A 21705-nucleotide genomic window follows, 5' to 3' on the forward strand; every position below is an offset into this window, starting at 1 on the left:
CCGCGCCGCCAGAACCGGTCCCGGCCCATTGACCCGAGCCCCATGAGACCGGTTCCCGGGGAAAAAGAGAGGCCCGCGCCCCGCCCTTCCCGGGCGGTGCGCGGGCCTTTTCCCGTCGTGTGTCCCCCAGTCCCTGGGCGAGGGGTGGGGACTACGCCGCGTGGACGACGTCCTTCTCCTCGGCGAAGTGGCACGCGGACTCGTGCGCGACCTCGCCGCCCGCCGCGACGAAGCGCTCGGGAACCGCCAGCAGCGGCACCTCGGTCGCGCAGCGGTCCTCCGCCTTCCAGCAGCGGGTACGGAACCGGCAGCCGGACGGCGGGTTCGCCGGCGACGGCACGTCCCCGGTGAGGATGATCCGCTCCCGGCCCTCGCGCGCGGTCGGGTCGGGCACCGGGACCGCCGACAGCAGCGCCTGGGTGTACGGGTGCGTCGGGTGGTCGTAGATCTGGGTGTCCGTACCGATCTCGGCCATCTTGCCGAGGTACATGACCCCCACCCGGTCGGAGATGTGCCGGACGATCGACAGGTCGTGCGCGATGAAGATGTACGACAGGTTGAACTCGTCCTGGAGCCGTTCCATCAGGTTGATGACCTGCGCCTGCACGGACACGTCCAGCGCCGAGACCGGCTCGTCGCAGATGATGATCTCGGGGTTGAGCGCGAGGCCGCGGGCGATGCCGATGCGCTGGCGCTGGCCGCCGGAGAACTGGTGCGGATACCGGTTGATGTACTCCGGGTTCAGCCCCACGACGTCCAGCAGGTCCTGGACCTTCTGCCGCCGGTCCCCCTTCGGCGCCGCCTCGGGGTGGATCTCGAAGGGCTCCCCGATGATGTCGCCGACGGTCATGCGCGGGTTGAGCGAGGTGTACGGGTCCTGGAACACCATCTGGATGTTCCGGCGCACCGCCTTCAGCGCCCGGCCCGAGAGCCGGGTGATGTCCTGGCCCTTGAAGAACACCTCGCCGGCCGTGGCCTTCTCCAGCGTCATCAGGAGCTTGGCGACGGTGGACTTGCCACAGCCGGACTCGCCCACGATGCCGAGGGTCTCGCCCTGGTAGAGGTCGAAGGAGATGCCGTCGACCGCCTTCACGGCGCCGACCTTCTTCTTGAAGAGGATGCCCTGGGTCAGCGGGAAGTGCTTGACCAGGTTGCGCACCTGGAGGATCGGCTCCCCGCGCTCCACCGGCGCCTCGATCGCGGCGACGGCCGCGCTGTCCGTGGCCGCGTCGACTATCTCGACGTCGGTCACGTTGGGCGTGGCGTCCACCGGCTCGCCCTGCCGGCCGAGGTCAGCCATGGATCGTCTCCTTCCAGAAGTGGCACGCGCTGCCCCGCCCGGGCAGTTCGGTTCCGTCCTGCTCGGTCACCGCGTGCAGCGGCGGCAGTTCGGTGCGGCAGATGTCCTGCGCACGCGGGCAGCGGGGGTTGAAGGCACAACCGGACGGGACGTGCAGCAGGTTGGGCGGCAGGCCCTTGATCGCGTAGAGCTCCTGGCCCTTCTGGTCCAGGCGCGGGATCGAGTCCAGCAGTCCCCGGGTGTACGGGTGGGCAGGCCGCTTGTAGATCTCGTGGACCGGTGCGGTCTCGACGATCCGGCCGGCGTACATCACCGCGATCTTGTCCGCGACGTCGGCGACCACGCCGAGGTCGTGGGTGATCAGGATCAGGCCCATGTTGAACTCGCGCTGGAGCTCCGCGAGCAGGTCCATCACCTGGGCCTGGACGGTGACGTCGAGCGCGGTGGTCGGCTCGTCCGCGATGATCAGGTCGGGCTCCAGGGCGAGCGCCATCGCGATCATGATGCGCTGGCGCATGCCGCCGGAGAACTGGTGCGGGTAGTCGTCCACCCGGTCCTTCGCGGCGGGGATGTGCACCCGGTCCATCAGCGCGACGGCCCTGGCCCTGGCCTCCTTCTTGGAGAGGCCCAGGTGCACCCGGTACATCTCGCCGAGCTGGTAGCCCACGGTCAGCACGGGGTTGAGGGAGGACAGCGCGTCCTGGAAGATCATCGCGATCTTCCGGCCGCGCAGCTGCCGCCGCTCCTCGTGGGACATGGTGAGCATGTCCTGGCCGCGGAAGAGGATCTCGCCCTTGGGTATGCGGCCCGGCGGCATGTCGAGGATGCCCATGATCGCCTGGGCGGTCACGGACTTGCCGGAGCCCGACTCGCCGAGGACGGCGAGCGTCTCGCCGGCGCCGACGCTGTAGTTGACGCCGTTGACGGCCCTGACGACTCCGCCACGGGTGGCGAACTCGACGTGCAGGTCACGGACTTCGAGCAGCGGGCCGCCGGGGGCGGTGCCGTCCTGTGCGGCGGAGGCCGCCGAGGTCTTGTCGATGATGGTCATGTACGCCTCCCTCAGCGCAGCTTCGGATCGAGGGCGTTGCGCACCGCATCGCCGAGCATGATGAACGCCAGCACGGTGATGCTGAGCATGATCGACGGGTAGATGAGGATGTGCTGAGCCACCCGGATCTGGTTGGCGCCGTCCGAGATGTCGATGCCCCACGAGACGGTCGGCGAGGAGAGCCCGAGCCCCAGGTAGGACAGCGTGGCCTCGGCCGAGATGTAGCCGCCGAGCGAGATGGTGGCGACGACGATCACCGGGGCGAGGGCGTTCGGCAGGATGTGCTTGAACAGGATGCGGGTGGTGCCCGCGCCCAGCGCCTTGGCGGCCTGCACGTAGTCGGCCTGCTTGATGGTGATGACGGAACCGCGCATCACCCGCGCGATCTGGGTCCAGCCGAGGAAGGCCAGGGCCAGGACGACGACCCACACCTTGCGCTCCGTGAAGGAGTTCATCACGACCATCGCGCCCAGCAGGAACGGGACGCCGAAGAAGATGTCGGTGAGCCGGGACAGGACGGAGTCGACGATGCCGCCGAAGTACCCGGCGATCATGCCGACGACGCCGCCCAGCACGGTGACCAGGAGGGTCACCGAGATGCCGACGATCACGGAGGCGCGGGCCCCGTAGATGAGGCGGGCGTAGACGCTGCGGCCCTGCCCGTCGTATCCGAGCCACTCCGGGGAGAAGAGGTGTCCCAGTTCAGGCTTCTGGAGGAAGTGGTTCTTGAGGTCGCCCACGCCGGGGTCCGCGCTGGTGAACAGGCCGGGGAAGGCCGTGACGACCAGCAGCAGGAGGATCAGGACGGACGAGACCACGAAGTACGGGTTGCGGCGCAGGTCCTGCCAGGCGTCGCCCCACAGGGAGCGCGGCTTCTCGATCGCGGGGCCCGCCACCCCGGCGGCCGCGACGGCGGCCGTGGTCTCGGGTGCGGTGCTGTCGACCGCGGTCTTGGTCAGATCAGGCATAACGGATCCTCGGGTCCAGGACCGCGTAGAGCAGGTCGACGATCAGGCTGGTCGCGAGATAGACGAGGACGAGCACCGTCACCAGGCCCACCAGGGTGGTGCCCTCACGGCGCTTGATGGACTCGAAGATCGTGCCGCCCACACCGTGGATGTTGAACAGGCCCTCGGTGATGATCGCGCCGCCCATCAGGGCGCCGATGTCCGTGCCCAGGAAGGTGACGACGGGGATCATCGAGTTGCGCATCAGGTGCACGCCGATCACCCGGCGCCGGGGCAGGCCCTTGGCCACCGCGGTCCGCATGTAGTCGGCACGGAGGTTCTCGGCGATCGACGTACGGGTCAGCCGGGCCACGTACGCGAGGGAGAGCCCCGCCAACACGACGGCCGGCATGACCAGTTCACCCCAGTTCGCCTCTCCGGAGACGTTGGGGTCGGTCCAGCCGAGCTGGAACGCGAAGACCGTCTTGAAGATGAAGCCGAGCACGAACACCGGCACCGAGATCATCAGCAGCGTGAAGACCAGCACGGCCGAGTCGGCCAGGCGCCCTGCGCGCATGCCCGCGATGATGCCCAGTCCGATACCGAAGACCAGCTCGATGACAAACGCGAGCACCGCGAGGCGGATGGTGACCGGGAAGGCGTCGCCGAGGACGTCGGTCACCGGTCTCTGGCTGGCTATCTGGGTGCCGAAGTCACCTTGCAGCAGGCCGGTGAGGTAATGCCAGTACTGCACCAGGATCGGCTGGTCCAGGCCCAGGTCGTGCCTGATGCGCGCCACGGTCGCCGGATCGGCTCCCTTGTCCCCGAAGAGGGCGCGCACGGGGTCACCGGGCAGGGCATACACCATCAGAAATATGAGCAGGGTCGTCCCGATGAAGACCGGGATCATCTGGAGCAGTCGTCGTGCGACATAGCGCCCCATTATTCCTCCATGTCAGTCGCTGGGGCAGCCGACGGGCCCCCCTCCCGGAACTCGGAAGAAGGGCCCCCCGGCCGCCACCCGCACCCGGTGTCACTGAAGCGAGTCAGGACCGGACGCGCGATGCGCGATGTTTGCTACTTCTTGACCTGGACGCTGGTGAGGATCGGGTCCCCGTCCTGCGCGTAGTCGACACCGGACACCTTGTCCGAGTAACCGGCGTTGACCTTGTAGTACCAGAGCGGGATGGCCGGCATCTCGTTGACCATCTCCTTCTCGGCGTCCTGGTAGAGCTTGACGGACTCGTCCAGCGAGGGAGCCGCGTCCGCGCCCTTGATCAGGCCGTCGATCTTCGCCGAGGAGAAGCCGCTCGTGTTGCCGTCCGACTTGGTGCCGTACAGGTCACGGATGAAGTTGGCGTTCACCGGGTAGTCGAGCACCCAGCCACCGCGGTACATGGACTTGACCTCGTGGGCGTCACGCGCGTCGAGGTCGGCCTGGAAGTCGGCCTTGGAGTCGCCGGTGCAGGCGACGCCCGTGGCCTGGGTGATGCTGCCGCAGACGGCCTCGACCCATTCCTTGTGGCCGCCGTCGGCGTTGAACTGGATGGAGATCTTGTTGCCGGGCACACCGCCGCCGGCCTTGATGAGCGCCTTGGCCGCGGCCGGGTCGTACGTGAAGACGTCGCCGCCGACGTTGTCCTGGTACCCGAGCACGCCCTTGGCGACGAAGCCGGTGGCGGGCTCACGGGTGCCCTGGAGGACCGTCTTGGTGATCGTGTCGCGGTCGATCGCCCTCGACAGGCCCTGGAGGACGCGGGGGTCGATGTCCTTCCACTGCTTGGTGTAGAAGGCCGGGACGATCGACTGGACGGCGGAGTACGCCTTGTCCACGGCGCGGTCGCCGAGGTCGTCACGGTAGACGGGGAGGTCCTTCGGCGCGATCTGCCGCAGGACGTCGACGTTGCCGGACTTGAGGTCCTCGTAGGCCGTTTCCAGGTTGGTGTAGTTCTTGAACGTCACACCACCGTTCTTGGCCTTGTCCGGACCGGTGTAGTCCGCGAAGGCCGTGACCTCGATGCTCTTCTTGTGGTCCCAGCTGACGAACTTGTAGGGACCGTTGCCGACCGGCTTCTCACCGGCGGCGGCCGGGTCGGCGTAGAAGGACTCGGGGAGCGGCGAGAAGACCTCGTAGCCCAGCTTGTAGATGAAGTACGGGATCGGCGTGCTGAGCTCGATCGTGAAGGTGGTGGGGTCGACCACCTTCAGGCCGGACATCTCGGTCTTCTTCGGGTCACCCTTCTCGGGGTGGACGTCCGCGAAGCCGGCGATGTCCGAGAACCAGAACGAGTTCGTCTGGTTGTTCTTGATGTTCGCGGCCCAGTTCCACGCCTTGACGTAGGACTCGGCGGTGACCGGGGTCCCGTCGTGGAACTTCCAGTCCTTCTTCAGCTTGACCGTGTAGGTCTTGTTGTCCGTGGTGTCCACCGATTCGGCGTTCACCATGACGATCTTGCCCGCGGCGTCGTAGTCGACGAGCTGCTGGAAGAGCGCCCCGACCACGATGCTGCCGTTGGACTCCATGGTGTTGGCGGGCTGCAGCGGGTTCTGCGGCTCACCCACCTCGACGGAGAACTTGCCGTTCGGATCGAACGAGCCTGTGCTCGCCTTGTCACCGTTGTCGTCGCTGCCACTGTCACTGCCGCCACAGGCAGTTGCGGCCAGGGCGACGATTATCGCTCCCGCGACCCACTTGGCGCTCTTGGCACCACGCATGGGTTCCTCCTCATGAGTCCACTAGTCACAACAAGAAGGGCACTGTCTACGCGCGCTGACACCCCTGACAGCGAGCTGATCAAATGCCCCGAGTGTGCTCGTGAGTCGGCGCTCCCCACTGCGCGTGACCCATTGACCCGAGCTCAATGAGCCAACTATTAGGTACGGCCCGGCTGTAAACCACAGCTAAAGGGTCTCGTTTTGACAACATCAGCCTGGGACGTCCGCCCGAAATCCGGACAAAATGATCATAGACAGACACCCCCGAAACGGACCGTTAACACATGTTCCGGTGAGCGGTGGCCGATATCCGGACACCTGGCGAGGAAAACCCGTTGACGAACGGCTCGGCCCCCCGCGTTCCGGCGGGGGGCCGAGCCGTTGCCTGACAGGATGTCAGCCCCTGGTCACGGCCCGGAGAAGGTCCGGGACCGGACGGGGTGTCACCTCAGCCGTTCTTGGCGCGGGACGCCGTGCGCCCGCGCTGCTTCTGGTCCAGGACGACCTTGCGGATACGGACCGTCTCCGGGGTCACCTCGATGCACTCGTCGTCGCGGCAGAACTCCAGCGACTGCTCCAGCGAGAGCTTGCGGGGCGGGACCACGTTCTCCGTGTTGTCGGCGGAGGCCGCGCGCATGTTGGTGAGCTTCTTCTCCTTGGTGATGTTCACGTCCATGTCGTCGGAGCGCGAGTTCTCACCGATGATCATGCCCTCGTAGACCTCCGTGCCGGCCTCGGTGAAGATGACACCGCGCTCCTGGAGGTTGATCATCGCGAAGGGGGTGACCGAACCCGCGCGGTCCGCGACGAGCGAGCCGTTGTTACGGGTGCGCAGGTCGCCGAACCACGGCTCGTGGCCCTCGAAGATCGAGTGGGCGATACCCGTGCCGCGCGTCTGGGTCAGGAACTCCGTACGGAACCCGATGAGACCGCGCGACGGGACGATCCACTCCATGCGGATCCACCCCGACCCGTGGTTCGTCATCGTCTCCATGCGGCCCTTGCGGGTCGCCATCAGCTGCGTGATGGGGCCCAGGTGCTCCTCGGGCGAGTCGATCGTCATGCGCTCGATCGGCTCGTACGTCTTGCCGTCGACCTGCTTCGTGACGACCTCGGGCTTCCCGACGGTCAGCTCGAAGCCCTCCCGGCGCATCGTCTCGACCAGGATGGCCAGCGCCAGCTCACCGCGGCCCTGCACCTCCCAGGCGTCGGGGCGCTCGGTGTCCAGGACGCGCAGCGAGACGTTACCGATCAGCTCGCGGTCCAGGCGGTCCTTGACCTGGCGGGCGGTGACCTTGTGGCCCTTGCCGCCCTTGCCGACGAGCGGCGAGGTGTTCGTACCGATGGTCATGGAGATCGCCGGCTCGTCCACCGTGATCAGCGGCAGCGCGATCGGGTTCTCCGGGTCGGCCAGGGTCTCGCCGATCATGATGTCCGGGATGCCGGCGATGGCGCAGATGTCGCCGGGGCGCGCCAGCTCGACGGGCTTGCGGGTCAGCGCCTCCGTCATCAGCAGCTCGGTGATCCGGACGTTGGACATCGTGCCGTCGCGCTTGATCCACGCGACGGTCTGGCCCTTCTTCAGCTCGCCCTGCTCGACGCGGCAGAGTGCGATACGGCCGAGGAAGTTGTCCGCGTCCAGGTTGGTGACGTGCGCCTGGAGCGGGGCGGCCTCGTCGTACTCGGGGGCGGGGACGTGCGACAGGATCGTGTTGAAGAACGGCTCCAGGTTGTCGCTGTCCGCCGGGACGGTGCCGTCCGCCGGCTTGGTCAGCGAGGCGACGCCGTCACGGGCGCACGCGTAGACGATCGGGAACTCGATCTGCTCCTCGGTCGCGTCCAGGTCCAGGAACAGGTCGTACGTCTCGTCGACGACCTCGTCGATCCGGGAGTCGGGGCGGTCCGTCTTGTTGATGCAGAGGATGACGGGCATCTGCGCCTGGAGGGCCTTGCGCAGGACGAAACGGGTCTGCGGGAGCGGGCCCTCGGAGGCGTCGACGAGCAGGACGACCGCGTCCACCATCGAGAGACCGCGCTCGACCTCGCCGCCGAAGTCGGCGTGGCCCGGGGTGTCGATGATGTTGATCGTGATGGGGTCCCCGCCGGTCTTGGGGTGGTACTTCACGGCGGTGTTCTTGGCCAGGATCGTGATGCCCTTCTCACGCTCCAGGTCGTTCGAGTCCATCATCCGGTCATCGAGGTGCTCGGCGGCGTGCGCGGCGAACGCGCCGGCCTGCTTCAGCATGGCGTCGACCAGAGTGGTCTTGCCATGGTCGACGTGGGCGACGATGGCGACGTTACGGATGTCGTGGCGCGTGGGCATGCTGGCTGGCGCTTCTCTCGATCGTGGGATGCGGCGTTGTGTGCTCGTACGCCCGCCGGGCGGACAGGCCACGGCTCGTCCCATGGTACGGGGCCGGGGCGACAAGGGCTGCCCCGGCCGGGCGGAGCGGGGCCGCGGGGGCCCGGCGCACGGGGCGGCGCGGGGGTCCCGCGAGGGCGGTACGGAGGGGTGCCGACGGGGTGCGCGCGGGGGTGACGGGGTGCGGAGCCGCTCGGGTCGGAGGGCCGGGAACGAGCTTGCCCGCCGGGGGGACCGGCGGGCAAGTGAATTGATCGGGAACAGAGCTTCCCGCGCCGGGAAGCAGATGCTGACCTGCTAGTTCTCGGGCTTGACCGACTTCTCGGCAGCGGTCGGCACGGAGGTCGGCAGCGCGGTCGGCACAGCGGTCGGCCCCGAGTTCCCGCCCTTCTTGAACCCGATGTCCTGGTAGCGCGGAGCACTGAAGCCGAAGGCTCCCGCGTTGGCCAGGGCGGGCTTGGTGGCGACGAGCTGCGGACGCTGATACAGGGGAATGGATCCGGCGGCGGCCCAGATCCGGGCGTCGGCCTTCTTCATGAGGTCGCGGGCCTCGTCCTCGTCCAGCTCGGACGCGGCCTGGTCGAAGAGCTGGTCGATGTGGTCCGTACCGACGCGGGTGTAGTTCTGCTCCACCACGAGGGAGCCGTCACTGGCCGGGACCGGCTTGGCGAAGATCGGGCGGCCGTCGGTCGCCGGGTAGGCGGTGGCGGGCCAGGAGTAGAGGGCCAGGTCGTAGTCGCCGGCGGCGATGTGGTCCTTGAAGTAGCTGTTGTCGGCGACCTTGATCGTCTCCGTGCCGATGCCGACGCGGTCGAGCATGGCCGCGATGCGGCGGCCGACGGCCCGCAGGGACTCCGAGCCCTCCCCGGACGGCAGGACGAAGCGGAGGGTGAGGGCCTTGCCGTCCTTGCCGAGCGGGCCGGCGTGGGGGGCGGGCGCCTGGGTGCCGCGCGGGGCGTACGCGCCGGCGACACCGCCCGGCTTGGTGTCGTGGGCGGGCTTGTCGTCGCCGGCGGAGCCCTCGTCGGAGGAGGAGCCCTCGTCGGAGGAGGAGCCGGTCCTGTCGCCGCCGTTCCCGCTCGTGTCCGCGTTCTCGGCCGGGTCGGCCTTGTCGGGCTTGTCGGCCTTTTCCGTCTGCTCCGTCCGCTCCGTCTTCTTCTCGGTCTTCTCCGTCTCTGTCTTCTCTTCCGTCCTGTCGGCCGGGGCGCTCTTCTCGGCCTTCTTCTCCGGGTCCGCCTTCTTCCCGGCGTCCTTCCCGGTGGCCTCCGGGGCCGGGGACTTCTCGCCGTCGCCCTCGCTGCCCGCCTTGGTGCCCTCGTCCGTCTTGCGGGCCCCGCCCGGCGTCCAGCCCGCGTCGGCCAGCAACGCCTGCGCCTCGTGGGTGTCCTGGGTGCCGAGCGCGTCACTGCTGTCCGCGTACCCCGGCTGTCCCGCCACCGCGAGGTGGCTGCCGAGCGGCTTCGACGGCAGTCCGAGCGGCTTGAGCACGGAGTCGGCCAGCTGCTTCCGGTCGATCGCGCGGGCCACGGCCCGCCGTACCCGCTCGTCGGCCAGCGGTCCCGACTCCCCGTTCAGCGCGAGCTGCGTGTAGGCGGGCTCCAGCGACTTCCGTACGACGTACCCGCGCAGGTTCCGCTGTTCACGGGCGAACGTCTCCGCCACCGCCGCCGTCCGCTCGCGCGCCGAACGCGCCGCCTCGGCCTTCTCCTCGGGAGAGCCGTGCGCCATCGCGCGGGCCCGGAGCGAGGCGGCCGGGGCGCTCCCGGCCTCAGGACCGCTCCCCGCCTCCGGGCCGTGGGCCAGCGGCTGGCCCCCCGTACCGCCCTTGCCACGGGCGGCCGCGGTGATGCGTTCCGCCGCGCTCCTGTCGATGTCCGCGATGTCGAGCGTGCCGGCCGCCAGCGCGACGGCGCGCCGGCCGCGAGGCACCGCGCTCAGGACGATCGAGTCGAGCTTGGCGCGCTTCCCCCACCAGCGCGGGTTGCGGACGAGCGTGGCCTTCTTGGCCTTGCGGTCCACCGACTTGAGGTTGAACGGGCCCGCGCTCGTCCTCAGCGAGGACCTGGCCCCGTCGTTGAAGGAGGTCGGGGAACCCATGACCTCCTTCGGGTAGAGGGGGGTGAAGAGGGACTTCCAGTCCGCGTACGGCCGGTCGAAGGTGACCCGTACGTCCAGGTCGTCCTTGCCGCGCTCGATCTTCTCGATCCGCTCGTACCCCGCGTTGCGGGCCGTCCAGTACGCGGTGTCCTTGCCGCGCAGCGCGTGCCACTGGGCGACGAAGTCCGGCGCCCCGATCTCGGTGCCGTCGCTCCAGACCGCCTGCTGGTTGAGCTTGTAGAGCACGACCTGCTTGGGCTCCCGGTCCACGATCTTCGCCGACTCCAGGTAGTCGCCGTTGCGCTGCGGGCGGCCGGTGCGGTCGAGCGTGAAGAGCGCGGGCAGGACGGCTCCGGCGATCCGGCTGGTGGCGGCGTCGGAGTCGGCCTGGAAGGCGTTGAGCGTCGTGGGCATGGCGTCGACCGCCCACCGCACCGTGCCGCCCTGCGCGATCGCGTCCCGGCCGGTGGCCTCGATGTCCACGGGGGCGGCCTGGGCCTGCCCGGCGGGCTTCTCCGCGGTGCACGCGGACAGGACGGTCAGGGCGAGTACGCCCGTGGTGAGGAGCGAAACGCCGCGGAGGGTTCGGGAGCATGTCCTCCCGCGTGGGGCGCCGACGTGGGACATGGCTTCTACCTCTTCGTCCGGTTTGTGGAATTTAGAGATGATCACACCTATTTGCCCACCCACTGAAAGGGATGGAGGCGCGGCCATGACGGCGACACGGCGTCCAGCATCCGAAACGCCACCCGTGCGGCCCAGCGGCACCCTTGCGAAAACGGTGTGTGACGGGCGACACTCGAAATTGCATACTGTAGACAGTCGGGGCCACGACCCCGCTACCCCGCCTGCCACCCGAGACGTGGAAGTGAGGGCAACTCATGTCCCTGCACGAAGAATTGACCGCGGTCAAACGGTCCCTGGACGACCTGGTGCGGACGGTCGGACAGCTGGAACGGCGCCTCGGCGAGACCCGCGCCGCCGAGGCACGCCCCCTCGCGCCGGCCCTGGTCCACGAACTGATCCCGATCCCCGACACTCCGTACAACCACGCCCTGTGGACCGACTCGGACGACGAGGGACTGGGCGTCCACAGCCGCCGGACCTAGGAGGCGTCTTTCCGATCGGGCCGGGGTACGGAAAGGGCCCGCGTCCTGGTGGACACGGGCCCCGCGTGCGTGGCGTACCGGCGCATCGAGACGCGGCGGCGGCTCAGCCGAGCAGCTTCAGCACGTCCTCGGTGGTGCCGGTCTCGCCGAGCGCCGGGAAGATCTTCTCCACGGAGTTCCGGTGGGCGTCCCCGTCCGTGTCCGTCACGGCGTCGGTGACCACCGTGACGTGGTAGCCGTGCTCGTGGGCGGCGCGGGCGGTGGACTCGACGCCCTTGGTGGTGACGATGCCGGTCACCACGACCTGCGTGACGCCCCGGCGGCGCAGCTGGAGGTCGAGGTCGGTGCCGTGGAAGGCGCCCCAGGTGTGCTTCGTGACGACGATGTCGCCGTCCGCCTGCCGCAGTTCCGGCACCAGGTCGGCCCAGTCGGCCCGCGGCGGGAGCCCGCGCGCCGGCCCCTCGGTGCGGCCGGGCGCCCCGCTGGTGACGCGGACGAGCACCACGGGCAGGCCCTTGGCCCGGAAGGCGTCGGCGAGTTCCGCCGAGCGCGCGACGATCTCGGCGGCGGGCTGGACGGTCGGCAGCCCGACGACGCCGTTCTGGAGGTCGACGACGACCAGGGCCGTGGTCGGGTCGAGCGTGGTGACGGTCATGAGGATGCTCCTTGCTGTCCCGGCGCGGTGCGGGGGCCGCCCCGGCGCGGTGCGGGGCTCGTCCGCCGTGCCGCCACCGTAAGATATACGCAGGCAGCCTGACAAGTTTCCCTGTGCATCTTTATTCGTCCCCTACCCCCCGCGACCGCGCGCGCTTCGGCGTGGCGGTGAGGTCGACTTCGCGGCCACCGAGGGCGACCGGTCGGCGTACCGGGACGGCTGGGGGTGCGTCACGGCGTCGTGCTGATGCCGTACGCCCCGGCGGATCGCGGCCCGGTCGCGGGGCCCGCGTACCGGACATAGCCTCCTGACTATGTCTCCGCTGGTGCGCCGGACCCGGGTCGCGACGGCGCCGCTGATCACGGCGTGGTGGCTGCTCGTGCCCGGTGCGGGGGCCGCCCGCGCGGCGGGTTCCGGGCAGAGCCCCGCGGAGTCGGGATGGGCGGGGAATCTGGTGCTGCCCCTCGGGGTGCTGGTGCTGGTCGTGGCGGTCGCGGCGTACGTCTTCGCCAAGCGCAGGCACCGGGCGGCGCGGGCCGCCGAGCACAGGGCCGGTCGGGCGGCGGAGGAGCGGCGGGGCGGCAGGGGTACGGAGCGGCAGGACCGGCAGGACACCCCGGGCGGCTCCTGACCGCCACGGCGTCCTCCGCGGGGTCCGCGAGGTCTCCGTACCGCCGTCAGACCCCCCGCCGTCAGAACATGCTCAACAGCTGCTCCACCGTCGGCTCCGCCGTCGAGTCCCCGTCGGGGAGGGGCAGTTCGAACCAGACCGTCTTGCCGCGCGGTGTCCTGCGCGAGCCCCAGGCCGCGCTCAGCAGGCCCACCAGCTGGAGCCCCCGCCCGCCCTCGTCGGTGTCACGGGCCCGCCGCCTGCGCGGCTGTACGAGGCCCGCGTCCCAGACCTCGCAGACGAGCGTACGGTCGAGCAGCAGCCGGAGCCTGATCTCGCCCTCGCCATAGCGCAGGGCGTTGGTGACCAGCTCACTGACCAGCAGCTCCACCGTGTCGACCAGAGGTTCCAGGTCCCAGGCGACCAGCTGCGCGCGGGCCAGCTCCCTGGCCCGGCCCACCGAGCGCGGCTCGCGCGGCAGCCGCCAGTCCCCCACGGCTTCGGCGGGGAGCCCCTGGATCCGGGCCATCAGCAGGGCGATGTCGTCCTCGCCGTGCCGGGTGTCGAGCGTGTTCAGGACGTGGTCGCAGACGTCTTCCAGGGGCCGTACGGGGTTGGCCAGCGCCGCCCGGAACGCGGTCAGGCCCTCGTCCAGCGGCTGGTCCCGCGACTCGACCAGGCCGTCCGTGTAGAGCGAGAGCAGCGCGCCCTCCGCCAGCTCGACCTCCACCTGCTCGAAGGGCTCGCCGCCCACGCCGAGCGGCATGCCGGGCGGCACGTCGAGCATCAGGGGCTCCTCCCCCGGCTCGACGACGACCGGGGGCGGATGCCCGGCGTTGGCGAACGTGCAGCGCCGGGTGACCGGGTCGTACACCGCGTACACACACGTGGCGAGGTAGACCTCGGAGAGGTCGGCGTCCCGCGACTTGTGGGCGACACGGGAGGCCTGCTGGGCGCCGCTGGGCGTGCCGAGGCCGCGGGCGATCTCGTCCAGGGCCGAGAGCACTTCGGCCGGTTCCAGGTCGAGGAGCGCCAACGTACGGACGGCCGTGCGCAGTTCGCCCATGGCGACGGCGGCCCGCAGCCCGCGTCCCATCACGTCGCCGACGACCAGGGCGGTGCGGTGGCCGGGCAGTTCGATGACGTCGAACCAGTCGCCGCCGACCTCCGTCGCCGTGTTGCCCGGCAGGTAGCGGCAGGCGATGTCCAGGCCGGCGGCCTCGGGGTCGCCCGGCGGCAGCAGGCTGCGCTGGAGGATCAGCGCGCGCTCGTGCTCCCTGCGGTAGAGGCGGGCGTTGTCGATGCAGACGGCGGCGCGCGCGGCCAGCTCGACCGCGAGGGCGCGGTCGCGGTCGCCGAACGGCTCGCTGCCCTTCGTACGGGAGAACTGGGCGAGCCCCACGACGGCGTCGTGCGCGACCAGCGGGACGGCGAGCGTCGACTGGATGAGGCTGCCCGCGCCGCCGGGGATCGACTGCACCCGGCCGGTGCGCAGGGCGCTCGCGGCGAGCGAGGCGAACGGGAAGCGGTGGACCGCGCCGACCTCCGGGGGCACGTACCCGCCCTCCAGCAGGTCGCCGGGTCCGGTCAGCGGCGCGTCCGAGACGGCGCTGGCGAAGGCGACCCGGCGCAGCGAGGCGCTGCCGCCGCCGGACTCGGAGCGGGAGGAGCCGCCGCGTCCGGGCGGGGCCTCCTCGCCGGTGAGGAGGGACTGGTAGAGGTCCACGGCGGCCAGGTCGCAGAAGCCGGGGACGGCGACGTCGAGCAGCTCGCGGGCGGTGGTCTCCAGGTCCAGCGAGTTGCCGATCCGGGCGCTCGCGTCGTTGAGGAGGGCGAGGTTCCGGCGGGCGCTGGCGGCCTCGCGGGCGGCGATGTGACGGCGTGTGACATCCGTGCCGATCCCGGCCACCCCGATGGGGCGGCCCGCTCCGCTGTGGACGCGGTAGAGGTTGACCGACCAGTGCCTGCGGTCCCTGCCGCCGGGCTCGGTGCCCACGATCTGGAAGTCGTTGACCGCCTCGCCGGTCTCCAGGACCCGCTTGAGGGCGCCGGTCAGCCGCTCGGCCTCGGGGCGGGACAGGTAGTCGTGGACGGTGCGGCCGCGGTGGTCCTCGATCGCACCGCCGAAGACCTTCGCGAAGCGTTCGTTGGCGCGCTGCACCTTGAGGTCGGTGCCGAACAGCAGGAAGCCGAAGGGAGATTGGCCGAATATGGCCTGCGACGAGGCGAGGTCGGTTTCGATCCTGCGCAACGCCCTGACGTCGACCACGATGCAGAGCGCGCCCCGCCCGCCGGTCTCCGTCTCGCTCGGCATCACATAGATCTCGGCCAGACCGTGCGCACCGCCCTCATGGGGCGAACGGCCCTCATGGGGCATACGGAAGGGGACGAGGCCGGTCCACTCCTTGCCGTCCAGGATCTCGGCGACCTGGCGGTGCCCGCGCGGACGCAGGTCGGCAGGCATGAACACCTCGACCGGGTCCTTGCCCCTGACCTGGTACGGAGCGATCCCGAACAGCTCAGTGGCGCGCGCGCTCCACTGGTCGACCAGGCCGTCGGGGCCGATCGAGAACGAAGCGACTCTGATGTAGTCATAGATCGAGCCGGGCGGACTGCTCTGCCATACGACGTCGCCCGTCGTCCCAGGTATCTCGCTCACGCGACCGTCCCCTCCAGCTCACGCACCGGACCGGCCATTCCCGCAGTATTCAGCACTACGGCCCCGGCAGGCACGGCGTTCACAATCACAGCACGGTCTCGTTCTTTTTGAGCCGAGTCCGGTCCCGGTCGCACCGGGTCCGAACCGATCCGAACGAGTCCGACGTGATCGTTCCCGTGATCATCGTCCCTTCACACTTCTAACCAGGCAGCGGTAGCTCGAACCACACCGTCTTCCCCGTCTTCCCGCGGCGCGTGCCCCACCGCCGGGACGAACAGGCCACGAGCCGCAGGCCACGCCCGCCTTCGTCGTCGGGTCCCGAGGCGCGGAGGGCCGGCGGGTCGGGAAGGGGATCGGAGACCTCCACGAGCAGGGCGCGGGCGGGGGCGGTGACCACGTCCACCCGGGTGCCGTCCGCCGGCGGGCGGGAAGGGGCGTCCGGGGCGGCCGCCAGGTCGACCACGGCCAGCCTCACCCCGATGGGGCCGGACGCGTACGTCAGCGCGTTGGTCACCAGCTCACTGACCAGCAGGACGGCCGCCTCACAGACGGGAGGGGCGATCTCCCAGGCGTGGAGGGTGTCACGGACGGAATGGCGGGCGGTGCGCACGGCGCCGGGCTCGGCGGGAAAGGTCCACTCGGAGCGCGCGCCCTGTGTGTCGATCAAGCCGACCACTTCTTCCCAACCCGCCGACAGAACCGCATCCCTTTTAGGGGGGTTAATCTGCCCATACCCGAAATGCGGGGCGAGCTATCTCCTCCAACCGGTCACACCTTCCGGCGTACGGTTTCTCAGCCCGCCGGGCCCTCCGGGGCAGCCCGCAGCAGACGGACGGCCCCGGCGACGGCCGGCCGGTCCTGGTCGAGCCAGTCGACCGTGTGGACCTCGCCGAGGCCGAGCCAGCGCACCTCGTCGTGGTCCTCCAGGGGCCGGGGCTCACCGGAGAGCAGCCGGGCCGTCCACACCTGGAGGACATGGCCCCGGCCCAGCGGCCACTGCCCGGGGATCCGCTCCACCGGCCGCGTCTCGACGCCCAGTTCCTCGCGCAACTCCCGTACCAGCGCCTCTTCCGGGCCCTCCCCCGGCTCCACCTTGCCGCCGGGCAGCTCCCAGCGGCCGGCCAGTTCGGGCGGCGCGCTGCGGCGGGCGGCCAGCAGCCGCCCGCGGTCGTACAGGGCGCCCGCGACCACGACACGATCTTCCATGGGCGGGAGCGTAACGGGCCGGGGGCGGCGTCCGTGCCGCGTGCCGGAGGGTGGTCCGTACGGGTCGGCGGGTGGTCCGTACGGGCCGGCGGGTGGCCTGGACGGGTCAGCGGGCGGTCTGGACGACGCGCTCCACCCAGTAGAGGCGGCCGGGGCCGCGGGCGTCCAGGGTGTCGGCGATCTTCTGCGCCTCGTCCTTCGTGGCGTATCTGCCGACCCGGTAGCGATTTCCGTTGCCGTCCTGCCGTATGACCAGCCAGGGGAGCGCGGCTCCGCTGTCGTTCATCGCGCCCCTCCCGCCGCCGGCCTGTGTCTCACTGAAGATTCCCGGGAAACCGCAGTACGCATATGCCCGAGCGTACGCCTGACCTTCACTCAGCGGATACGTATTCACACAAAGAGGTACACGTCCCGCGTGCGAACAGCTGCACGGGCCGGGGGACGCACGCCGGGCGTGCGCCCCCCTACGCTCCCATCTCCCGTGCCGTCAGGCCGGTTTCACGTCGTGTCGGACCGTACGGACCGTCGGCAGCGGCATCAGGACCGGCGCCGCGTCCGTCACCTTCCGGCAGGCGTCCCCGCACGTCGCGTCGAGCGAGCAGCACAGCGAGCAGATCGGCCCCGACTGGACCGGGCAGTCGGCGATGTCGGGAAGTTCGTACGCCGTCTCGCAGACCGCGCACAGGTGGGTGGCGGTGAGGTCGGGGACGTCGGCGTCCGGGCCGTTCACCGGGTTCGGCCGCGCCAGGTAGTACCTGCCCTTCGTCAGCCAGGCGATCAACGGGCAGAGGATCAGGGCGAGTCCGGCGGCGATGAAGGTCGAGAAGGCCTCCGCGTACGTCCCGAACAGCCCGAAGAAGGCGAGGATCGAGACGGTGGAGGCGATCACCATCGCACCAAATCCGGCCGGGTTGACCGCGTACAGGTAGGCGCGCTTGAACTCGATGTACGGCGGGCTCAGCCCGATGCGCTTGTTGATCACGAGGTCGGCGGCGACGGCGGTGATCCAGGCGATGCCCACGTTGGAGTAGAAGCCCAGCAGCTTGTTGAGGGCCGCGAACATGTTCATCTCCATCAGCGTCAGCGCGATGGCGAGGTTGAGGAAGATGTACCAGACGCGCCCCGGGTGCTTGTGCGTGACGCGGGAGAAGAAATTCGACCAGGACAGCGAGCCGCTGTAGGCGTTGGTGACGTTGATCTTGATCTGGGAGACGATCACGAAGATCGCGGCGGCGGGCAGGGCGAAGGAGCCGAGCCACGGCTTGAGCGCCTCGATCTGCGGGGCGATGGGTTCCAGCGCGTGGGTCTTGCCGACCGCCTCCAGCGCGACGAAGGCGAGGAACGCGCCGCCCAGCTGCTTGGCGGCACCGATGATCACCCAGCCGGGTCCGGCGGCCAGGACGGCCGCGTTCCAGCGGCGCTTGTTCGCCTCGGTCCTGGCCGGCATGAAGCGCAGGTAGTCGGCCTGCTCGCCGATCTGGGCGATGAGCGAGAGCGCCACCCCCGTACCGAGGCCGAAGCCGATCCAGTCGAAGCCCGCGCCGGCCCCTTCCGTACCGCCGAAGGAGCTGAACGCGCCCCAGGAGCCCGGTGCGTGGAAGGCGAGGACGACAAAGGGCAGGACGAGGCCGATGAGCCAGATCGGCTGGGTCCACGCCTGGACCTTGGCCAGCGCGCCCATCCCCCGGAACACGATGGGGATGACGATCAGGGTGGTGACCAGGTAGCCGATCTGGACCGGGAGTCCGATGGCCTGGTGCATGGCCTGGGCCATGATCGAGCCTTCGAGGGCGAAGAAGATGAAGGTGAAGGACGCGTAGATGAGCGAGGTCAGCGTCGAGCCGAAGTAGCCGAAACCGGCGCCGCGGGTGATCAGGTCCATGTCCAGGCCGTACGTGGCACAGGCTCTCGCGATCGGGACACCCGTGATGAAGATGATCGCCGCCGCCGTGAGGATGGAGGCGAAACCGCTGGTGAAGCCGTACGTGAACACGATCGAGGCGCCGATCGCGAAGTCCGCCAGATACGCGATCCCGCCGAGCGCGGTGCCCGCGACCATCGAGGGCGACCAGCGGCGGAACGAGTGCGGCGCGTAGCGGAGCGAGAAGTCCTCGCGGCTCTCGTCGGCGGCGAGCCTGGCGTAGCTGCGCGTCGGCCGGCCCTGGTCGGGTGGGCTGTCGGGGGTGGGGATCGCGGTGTCCGTCATCGCTGCCTTCCCGTTCGTCGGCGTGTACCGGGAGCGGTACGAACGGGAAGGTAGAAGCCGGACATGACAAGGCGCCCCAGCGCGCCGTTGCCCCGCCGTTACGGCGCGGCGCCGGGAGTTAACTCGCCGTCACGGCGGCCGGACGGCGCGCTCCGACTATCGGTCGTACGACAGAAATACCCGCGGGGTTCTCGCGGGGAGGTTCACCGCCCGGCCGGCCGGGCCCTGTTCACTTCGCCGACTCGCCGACTGGCGCACGGGCGGGCGCCGTTCACTTCACCGACAGGTGGTACGCCACCCGGTACCGGTCCGCCGGCACCACCACGTCCGCCGTCTCCACCGCGCGCCCCGACGCGAAGTACGTCCGCTCCAGGACCATCACCACGTGTCCGGGGACTCCGCCGAGCGACAGGAGCTCCTCCGCCAGCCCCGGCCGCGCGCCGACCTCCTCCAGCACGTTGTCCACGACGATGTCGATGGCCGCCATCCGCTCCACGACCCCGCAGCCGCCGAGCGGCCCCTCCTCGGGCAGCATCACCGGCGTCCGCCCCGTGAGCGCCAGGGGCTCCCAGGAGGTGGAGAGCATCATCGGCTCGCCGCCGTCCCGGAACACGTACCGCGTGCGCATCACCCGGTCCTCCGGCTCGATGCCCAGGCGCGCGGCGATCTCGGGCCCCGCCACGTCCTGTTCGCTGCTGGACTGCCACGTCCCCCGCATGCCGTCCGCCGCCTGTTCCTGGCGGAAGGGGCTGGAGCCGCTCGGCGGCCGGTAGCCCGAGCGGGAGATGCGGCGCGGGACCGGGCGCTCGCGCACGTACGTCCCCGACCCGGAGCGGCCCTCCACCAGTCCCTCGGCCATCAGCACCTTGCGCGCCTCCAGCGCGACCGTGTCGGAGACTCCGTACTCCTCGCGGATGCGGGCCTGCGAGGGCAGTCTGGTACGGGGCGGCAGCGCGCCGTTGGCGATCTTCTTGCGGAGATCGCCGGCGACGCGCAGATAGGCGGGCTGCTCACCAAAGGCCATTGACCACTCCCGACGGGTTGACAGACAGCAACAGCCTGGCAACCGTGGGTTGTTATCCGCAAGCATGGGCCAGGGTTTCACCCGAAGTGATGATTTGTATTTACGGAAGGCTTACGTCAGGGACGAATGATCCGGACGTACCGGATCCTTCCCCGCAATCGCGTCACATCCCCTCTTGACCTCAATGGTCCAGACCAATACCTTTCCTGCCCATGAGCCTCACGCTGAGCAGCGCTCGAAGCGCAGGAACTCCCCGGAACACCCGAAGAACCCTTGGCAGGCTGGCCGTTGCCGCCTGCTCCCTGTCCCTTCTCGCCACCCTCTCGCCCGCGGCCTCGGCGGTCACCACCGCCCCGGCCGCGCCGGCGTCCTCGGCGAAGCACGACGGCGGCACGAACGGCCGTGCGTACAAGCGGGTCGGCTACTTCACCCAATGGGGCGTCTACGGCCGCAACTTCCAGGTCAAGGACCTGGACACCAGCGGGCAGGCGGCCAAGCTGAGCCACATCAACTACGCCTTCGGCAACGTGAACGCCGAGGGCAAGTGCTTCACGGGCAACGTCGCCGGCGAGGCCGACGCGTGGGCCGACTACGCGCGCCCGCTCGACGCGGCCGGTTCGGTGGACGGCGTGGCCGACACCGCCGAGCAGCCCCTCGCGGGCAACTTCAACCAGCTGCGTGAGCTGAAGGCCAAGCACCCCGGCCTCAAGGTGCTGATCTCCCTGGGCGGTTGGAGCTGGTCCACCCACTTCTCGGACGCGGCCCGCACACCCGCCTCGCGCAAGGCGCTGGTCTCCTCCTGCATCGACCTCTACATCAAGGGCAACCTGCCCGTCGACGGCACGCGCGGCGGCGCGGGCGCGGCGGCCGGCCTCTTCGACGGGGTCGACATCGACTGGGAGTGGCCCGGTTCCGAGGGCGACACGGACACCGTCTTCCGTCCCGAGGACAAGCGGAACTTCACCGCGCTGGTGCACGAGTTCCGTACGCAGCTCGACGCGTACGCGAAGAGTCAGGCGCCGCGCAGGACGAAGCCGAAGCACTACGACCTGTCGGCCTTCGTGCCGGCCGCCCCCGCCAAGATCGACGCGGGCTTCGACGTCCCCCGGATCATGCGGGACTTCGACTTCGTGAACCTCCAGGGGTACGACTTCCACGTCTCGGGCGAGAAGACGACGTCCCAGCAGTCGGCGCTGTACGCGGCGCGCGGTGACTTCAGCGTCGACCAGACCGTCCGCGACTGGGAGCGCCGCGGCGCCCCGGCCCGCAAGCTGGTCGTGGGCCTGCCCTTCTACGGACAGGGCTGGACCGGCGTGACGGGCGGCGGCGACGGCCTCGGCCGGCCGGCCGCGGCGCCGGCGCCCGGGGTGTGGGCGCCCGGCACGGAGGACTACAAGGTCCTCAAGGGGCTCGCGGCGGCGGGGACGTACAAGGTCCACCGCGACGTGAAGAACGGCAGCGCGTGGCTCTTCGACGGCACCACGCTGTGGACGTACGACGACCCGCAGGTGCTCCGCGCCAAGACCGCGTACATCCGTCACAAGGGCCTGGGCGGCGCCATGGTCTGGTCCATGGACGGCGACACGGCGGACGGCGAACTGACGACGGCGATCGACCGGGGTCTGTCGGGTCGCTGATCCGCTCGGGGTCGCGCCGCCCCCGGGCCGCGCGACCCCTCAGCGGGGATGTGCCGGGCCGGGACGGCGCCCCGGACCACGCGGGATTCAGCCGTTCACCCCGCGTGGTCCGGGGCGCCGTCCCGGC

17 protein-coding genes are annotated in these 21705 nt (G+C 70.1%); 3 read left to right on the forward strand and 14 right to left on the reverse strand.

Annotation, left to right across the window (positions count from 1 at the left end; all coding sequences use genetic code 11):
* Positions 1-151: 151 nt before the first annotated feature.
* From ACIODU_RS26645 to ACIODU_RS26675, 7 genes are all read right to left on the reverse strand, one after another.
* Complete coding sequence (locus ACIODU_RS26645) at positions 152-1300, reverse strand: dipeptide ABC transporter ATP-binding protein (protein ID WP_356430902.1); 1149 nt, start codon at positions 1298-1300, stop codon at positions 152-154.
* Positions 1293-2351: an ABC transporter ATP-binding protein gene (locus ACIODU_RS26650; protein ID WP_401770358.1), complete on the reverse strand. Its 1059-nt coding sequence runs from the start codon at positions 2349-2351 to the stop codon at positions 1293-1295. The genes ACIODU_RS26645 and ACIODU_RS26650 overlap by 8 nt, the downstream gene beginning before the upstream one ends.
* A gap of 11 nt (positions 2352-2362) precedes the next feature.
* Positions 2363-3319 (reverse strand): ABC transporter permease, encoded by a 957-nt coding sequence (locus ACIODU_RS26655; protein ID WP_356430898.1) that lies wholly within the window; start codon positions 3317-3319, stop codon positions 2363-2365.
* On the reverse strand, positions 3312-4241 hold the full coding sequence (locus tag ACIODU_RS26660; protein ID WP_401770361.1) for an ABC transporter permease: 930 nt from the start codon (positions 4239-4241) through the stop codon (positions 3312-3314). Before ACIODU_RS26660 ends, ACIODU_RS26655 begins: the two co-directional genes overlap by 8 nt.
* A gap of 134 nt (positions 4242-4375) precedes the next feature.
* A complete protein-coding gene (locus tag ACIODU_RS26665; protein WP_356430894.1) occupies positions 4376-6013 on the reverse strand; it encodes an ABC transporter substrate-binding protein in 1638 nt (545 codons plus the stop codon).
* Between the two features lie 448 nt (positions 6014-6461).
* The gene (typA, locus tag ACIODU_RS26670; RefSeq protein WP_356430892.1) at positions 6462-8336 is read right to left on the reverse strand and encodes a translational GTPase TypA; all 1875 of its coding nucleotides are present in this window, start codon (positions 8334-8336) and stop codon (positions 6462-6464) included.
* 336 nt (positions 8337-8672) lie between these two features.
* A complete protein-coding gene (locus ACIODU_RS26675; RefSeq protein ID WP_401770365.1) occupies positions 8673-11099 on the reverse strand; it encodes an ABC transporter substrate-binding protein in 2427 nt (808 codons plus the stop codon).
* A gap of 254 nt (positions 11100-11353) precedes the next feature.
* Between ACIODU_RS26675 and ACIODU_RS26680 the strand changes: the two genes are divergently transcribed.
* The gene (locus tag ACIODU_RS26680) at positions 11354-11581 is read left to right on the forward strand and encodes a hypothetical protein (protein WP_356430888.1); all 228 of its coding nucleotides are present in this window, start codon (positions 11354-11356) and stop codon (positions 11579-11581) included.
* Between the two features lie 103 nt (positions 11582-11684).
* On the opposite strand, the gene ACIODU_RS26685 is transcribed toward ACIODU_RS26680, so the two are convergent.
* Entirely contained in the window at positions 11685-12236 is a 552-nt protein-coding gene (locus tag ACIODU_RS26685; RefSeq protein ID WP_401770368.1) for an isochorismatase family protein, read from the reverse strand.
* Between the two features lie 313 nt (positions 12237-12549).
* Between ACIODU_RS26685 and ACIODU_RS26690 the strand changes: the two genes are divergently transcribed.
* Complete coding sequence (locus tag ACIODU_RS26690; RefSeq protein ID WP_401770371.1) at positions 12550-12867, forward strand: hypothetical protein; 318 nt, start codon at positions 12550-12552, stop codon at positions 12865-12867.
* Between the two features lie 61 nt (positions 12868-12928).
* Here ACIODU_RS26690 and ACIODU_RS26695 read toward each other — a convergent pair whose 3' ends face one another.
* From ACIODU_RS26695 to ACIODU_RS26720, 6 genes are all read right to left on the reverse strand, one after another.
* On the reverse strand, positions 12929-15505 hold the full coding sequence (locus ACIODU_RS26695) for a SpoIIE family protein phosphatase (protein WP_401770373.1): 2577 nt from the start codon (positions 15503-15505) through the stop codon (positions 12929-12931).
* A gap of 199 nt (positions 15506-15704) precedes the next feature.
* Positions 15705-16181, reverse strand: a complete 477-nt coding sequence (locus ACIODU_RS26700) for an ATP-binding protein (RefSeq protein ID WP_401770375.1) — start codon at positions 16179-16181, stop codon at positions 15705-15707.
* A 116-nt stretch (positions 16182-16297) separates the two neighbouring features.
* Positions 16298-16711 carry a (deoxy)nucleoside triphosphate pyrophosphohydrolase gene (locus ACIODU_RS26705; RefSeq protein ID WP_401770378.1) on the reverse strand — a complete coding sequence of 138 codons (414 nt, stop codon included), beginning with the start codon at positions 16709-16711 and terminating at the stop codon, positions 16298-16300.
* A gap of 106 nt (positions 16712-16817) precedes the next feature.
* The gene (locus ACIODU_RS26710; RefSeq protein WP_356430877.1) at positions 16818-16997 is read right to left on the reverse strand and encodes an SPOR domain-containing protein; all 180 of its coding nucleotides are present in this window, start codon (positions 16995-16997) and stop codon (positions 16818-16820) included.
* Between the two features lie 201 nt (positions 16998-17198).
* Positions 17199-18917 carry a purine-cytosine permease family protein gene (locus ACIODU_RS26715; RefSeq protein ID WP_401770381.1) on the reverse strand — a complete coding sequence of 573 codons (1719 nt, stop codon included), beginning with the start codon at positions 18915-18917 and terminating at the stop codon, positions 17199-17201.
* Between the two features lie 271 nt (positions 18918-19188).
* Positions 19189-19941 carry a GntR family transcriptional regulator gene (locus ACIODU_RS26720; protein WP_356430873.1) on the reverse strand — a complete coding sequence of 251 codons (753 nt, stop codon included), beginning with the start codon at positions 19939-19941 and terminating at the stop codon, positions 19189-19191.
* A gap of 212 nt (positions 19942-20153) precedes the next feature.
* Here ACIODU_RS26720 and ACIODU_RS26725 point away from each other — a divergent pair, with 212 nt between their 5' ends.
* Positions 20154-21578: a glycoside hydrolase family 18 protein gene (locus ACIODU_RS26725; protein WP_401770385.1), complete on the forward strand. Its 1425-nt coding sequence runs from the start codon at positions 20154-20156 to the stop codon at positions 21576-21578.
* Positions 21579-21705: the final 127 nt, after the last annotated feature.

The organism is Streptomyces sp. NPDC088261 (assembly GCF_044740805.1).
Classification (GTDB): Bacteria; Actinomycetota; Actinomycetes; order Streptomycetales; family Streptomycetaceae; genus Streptomyces.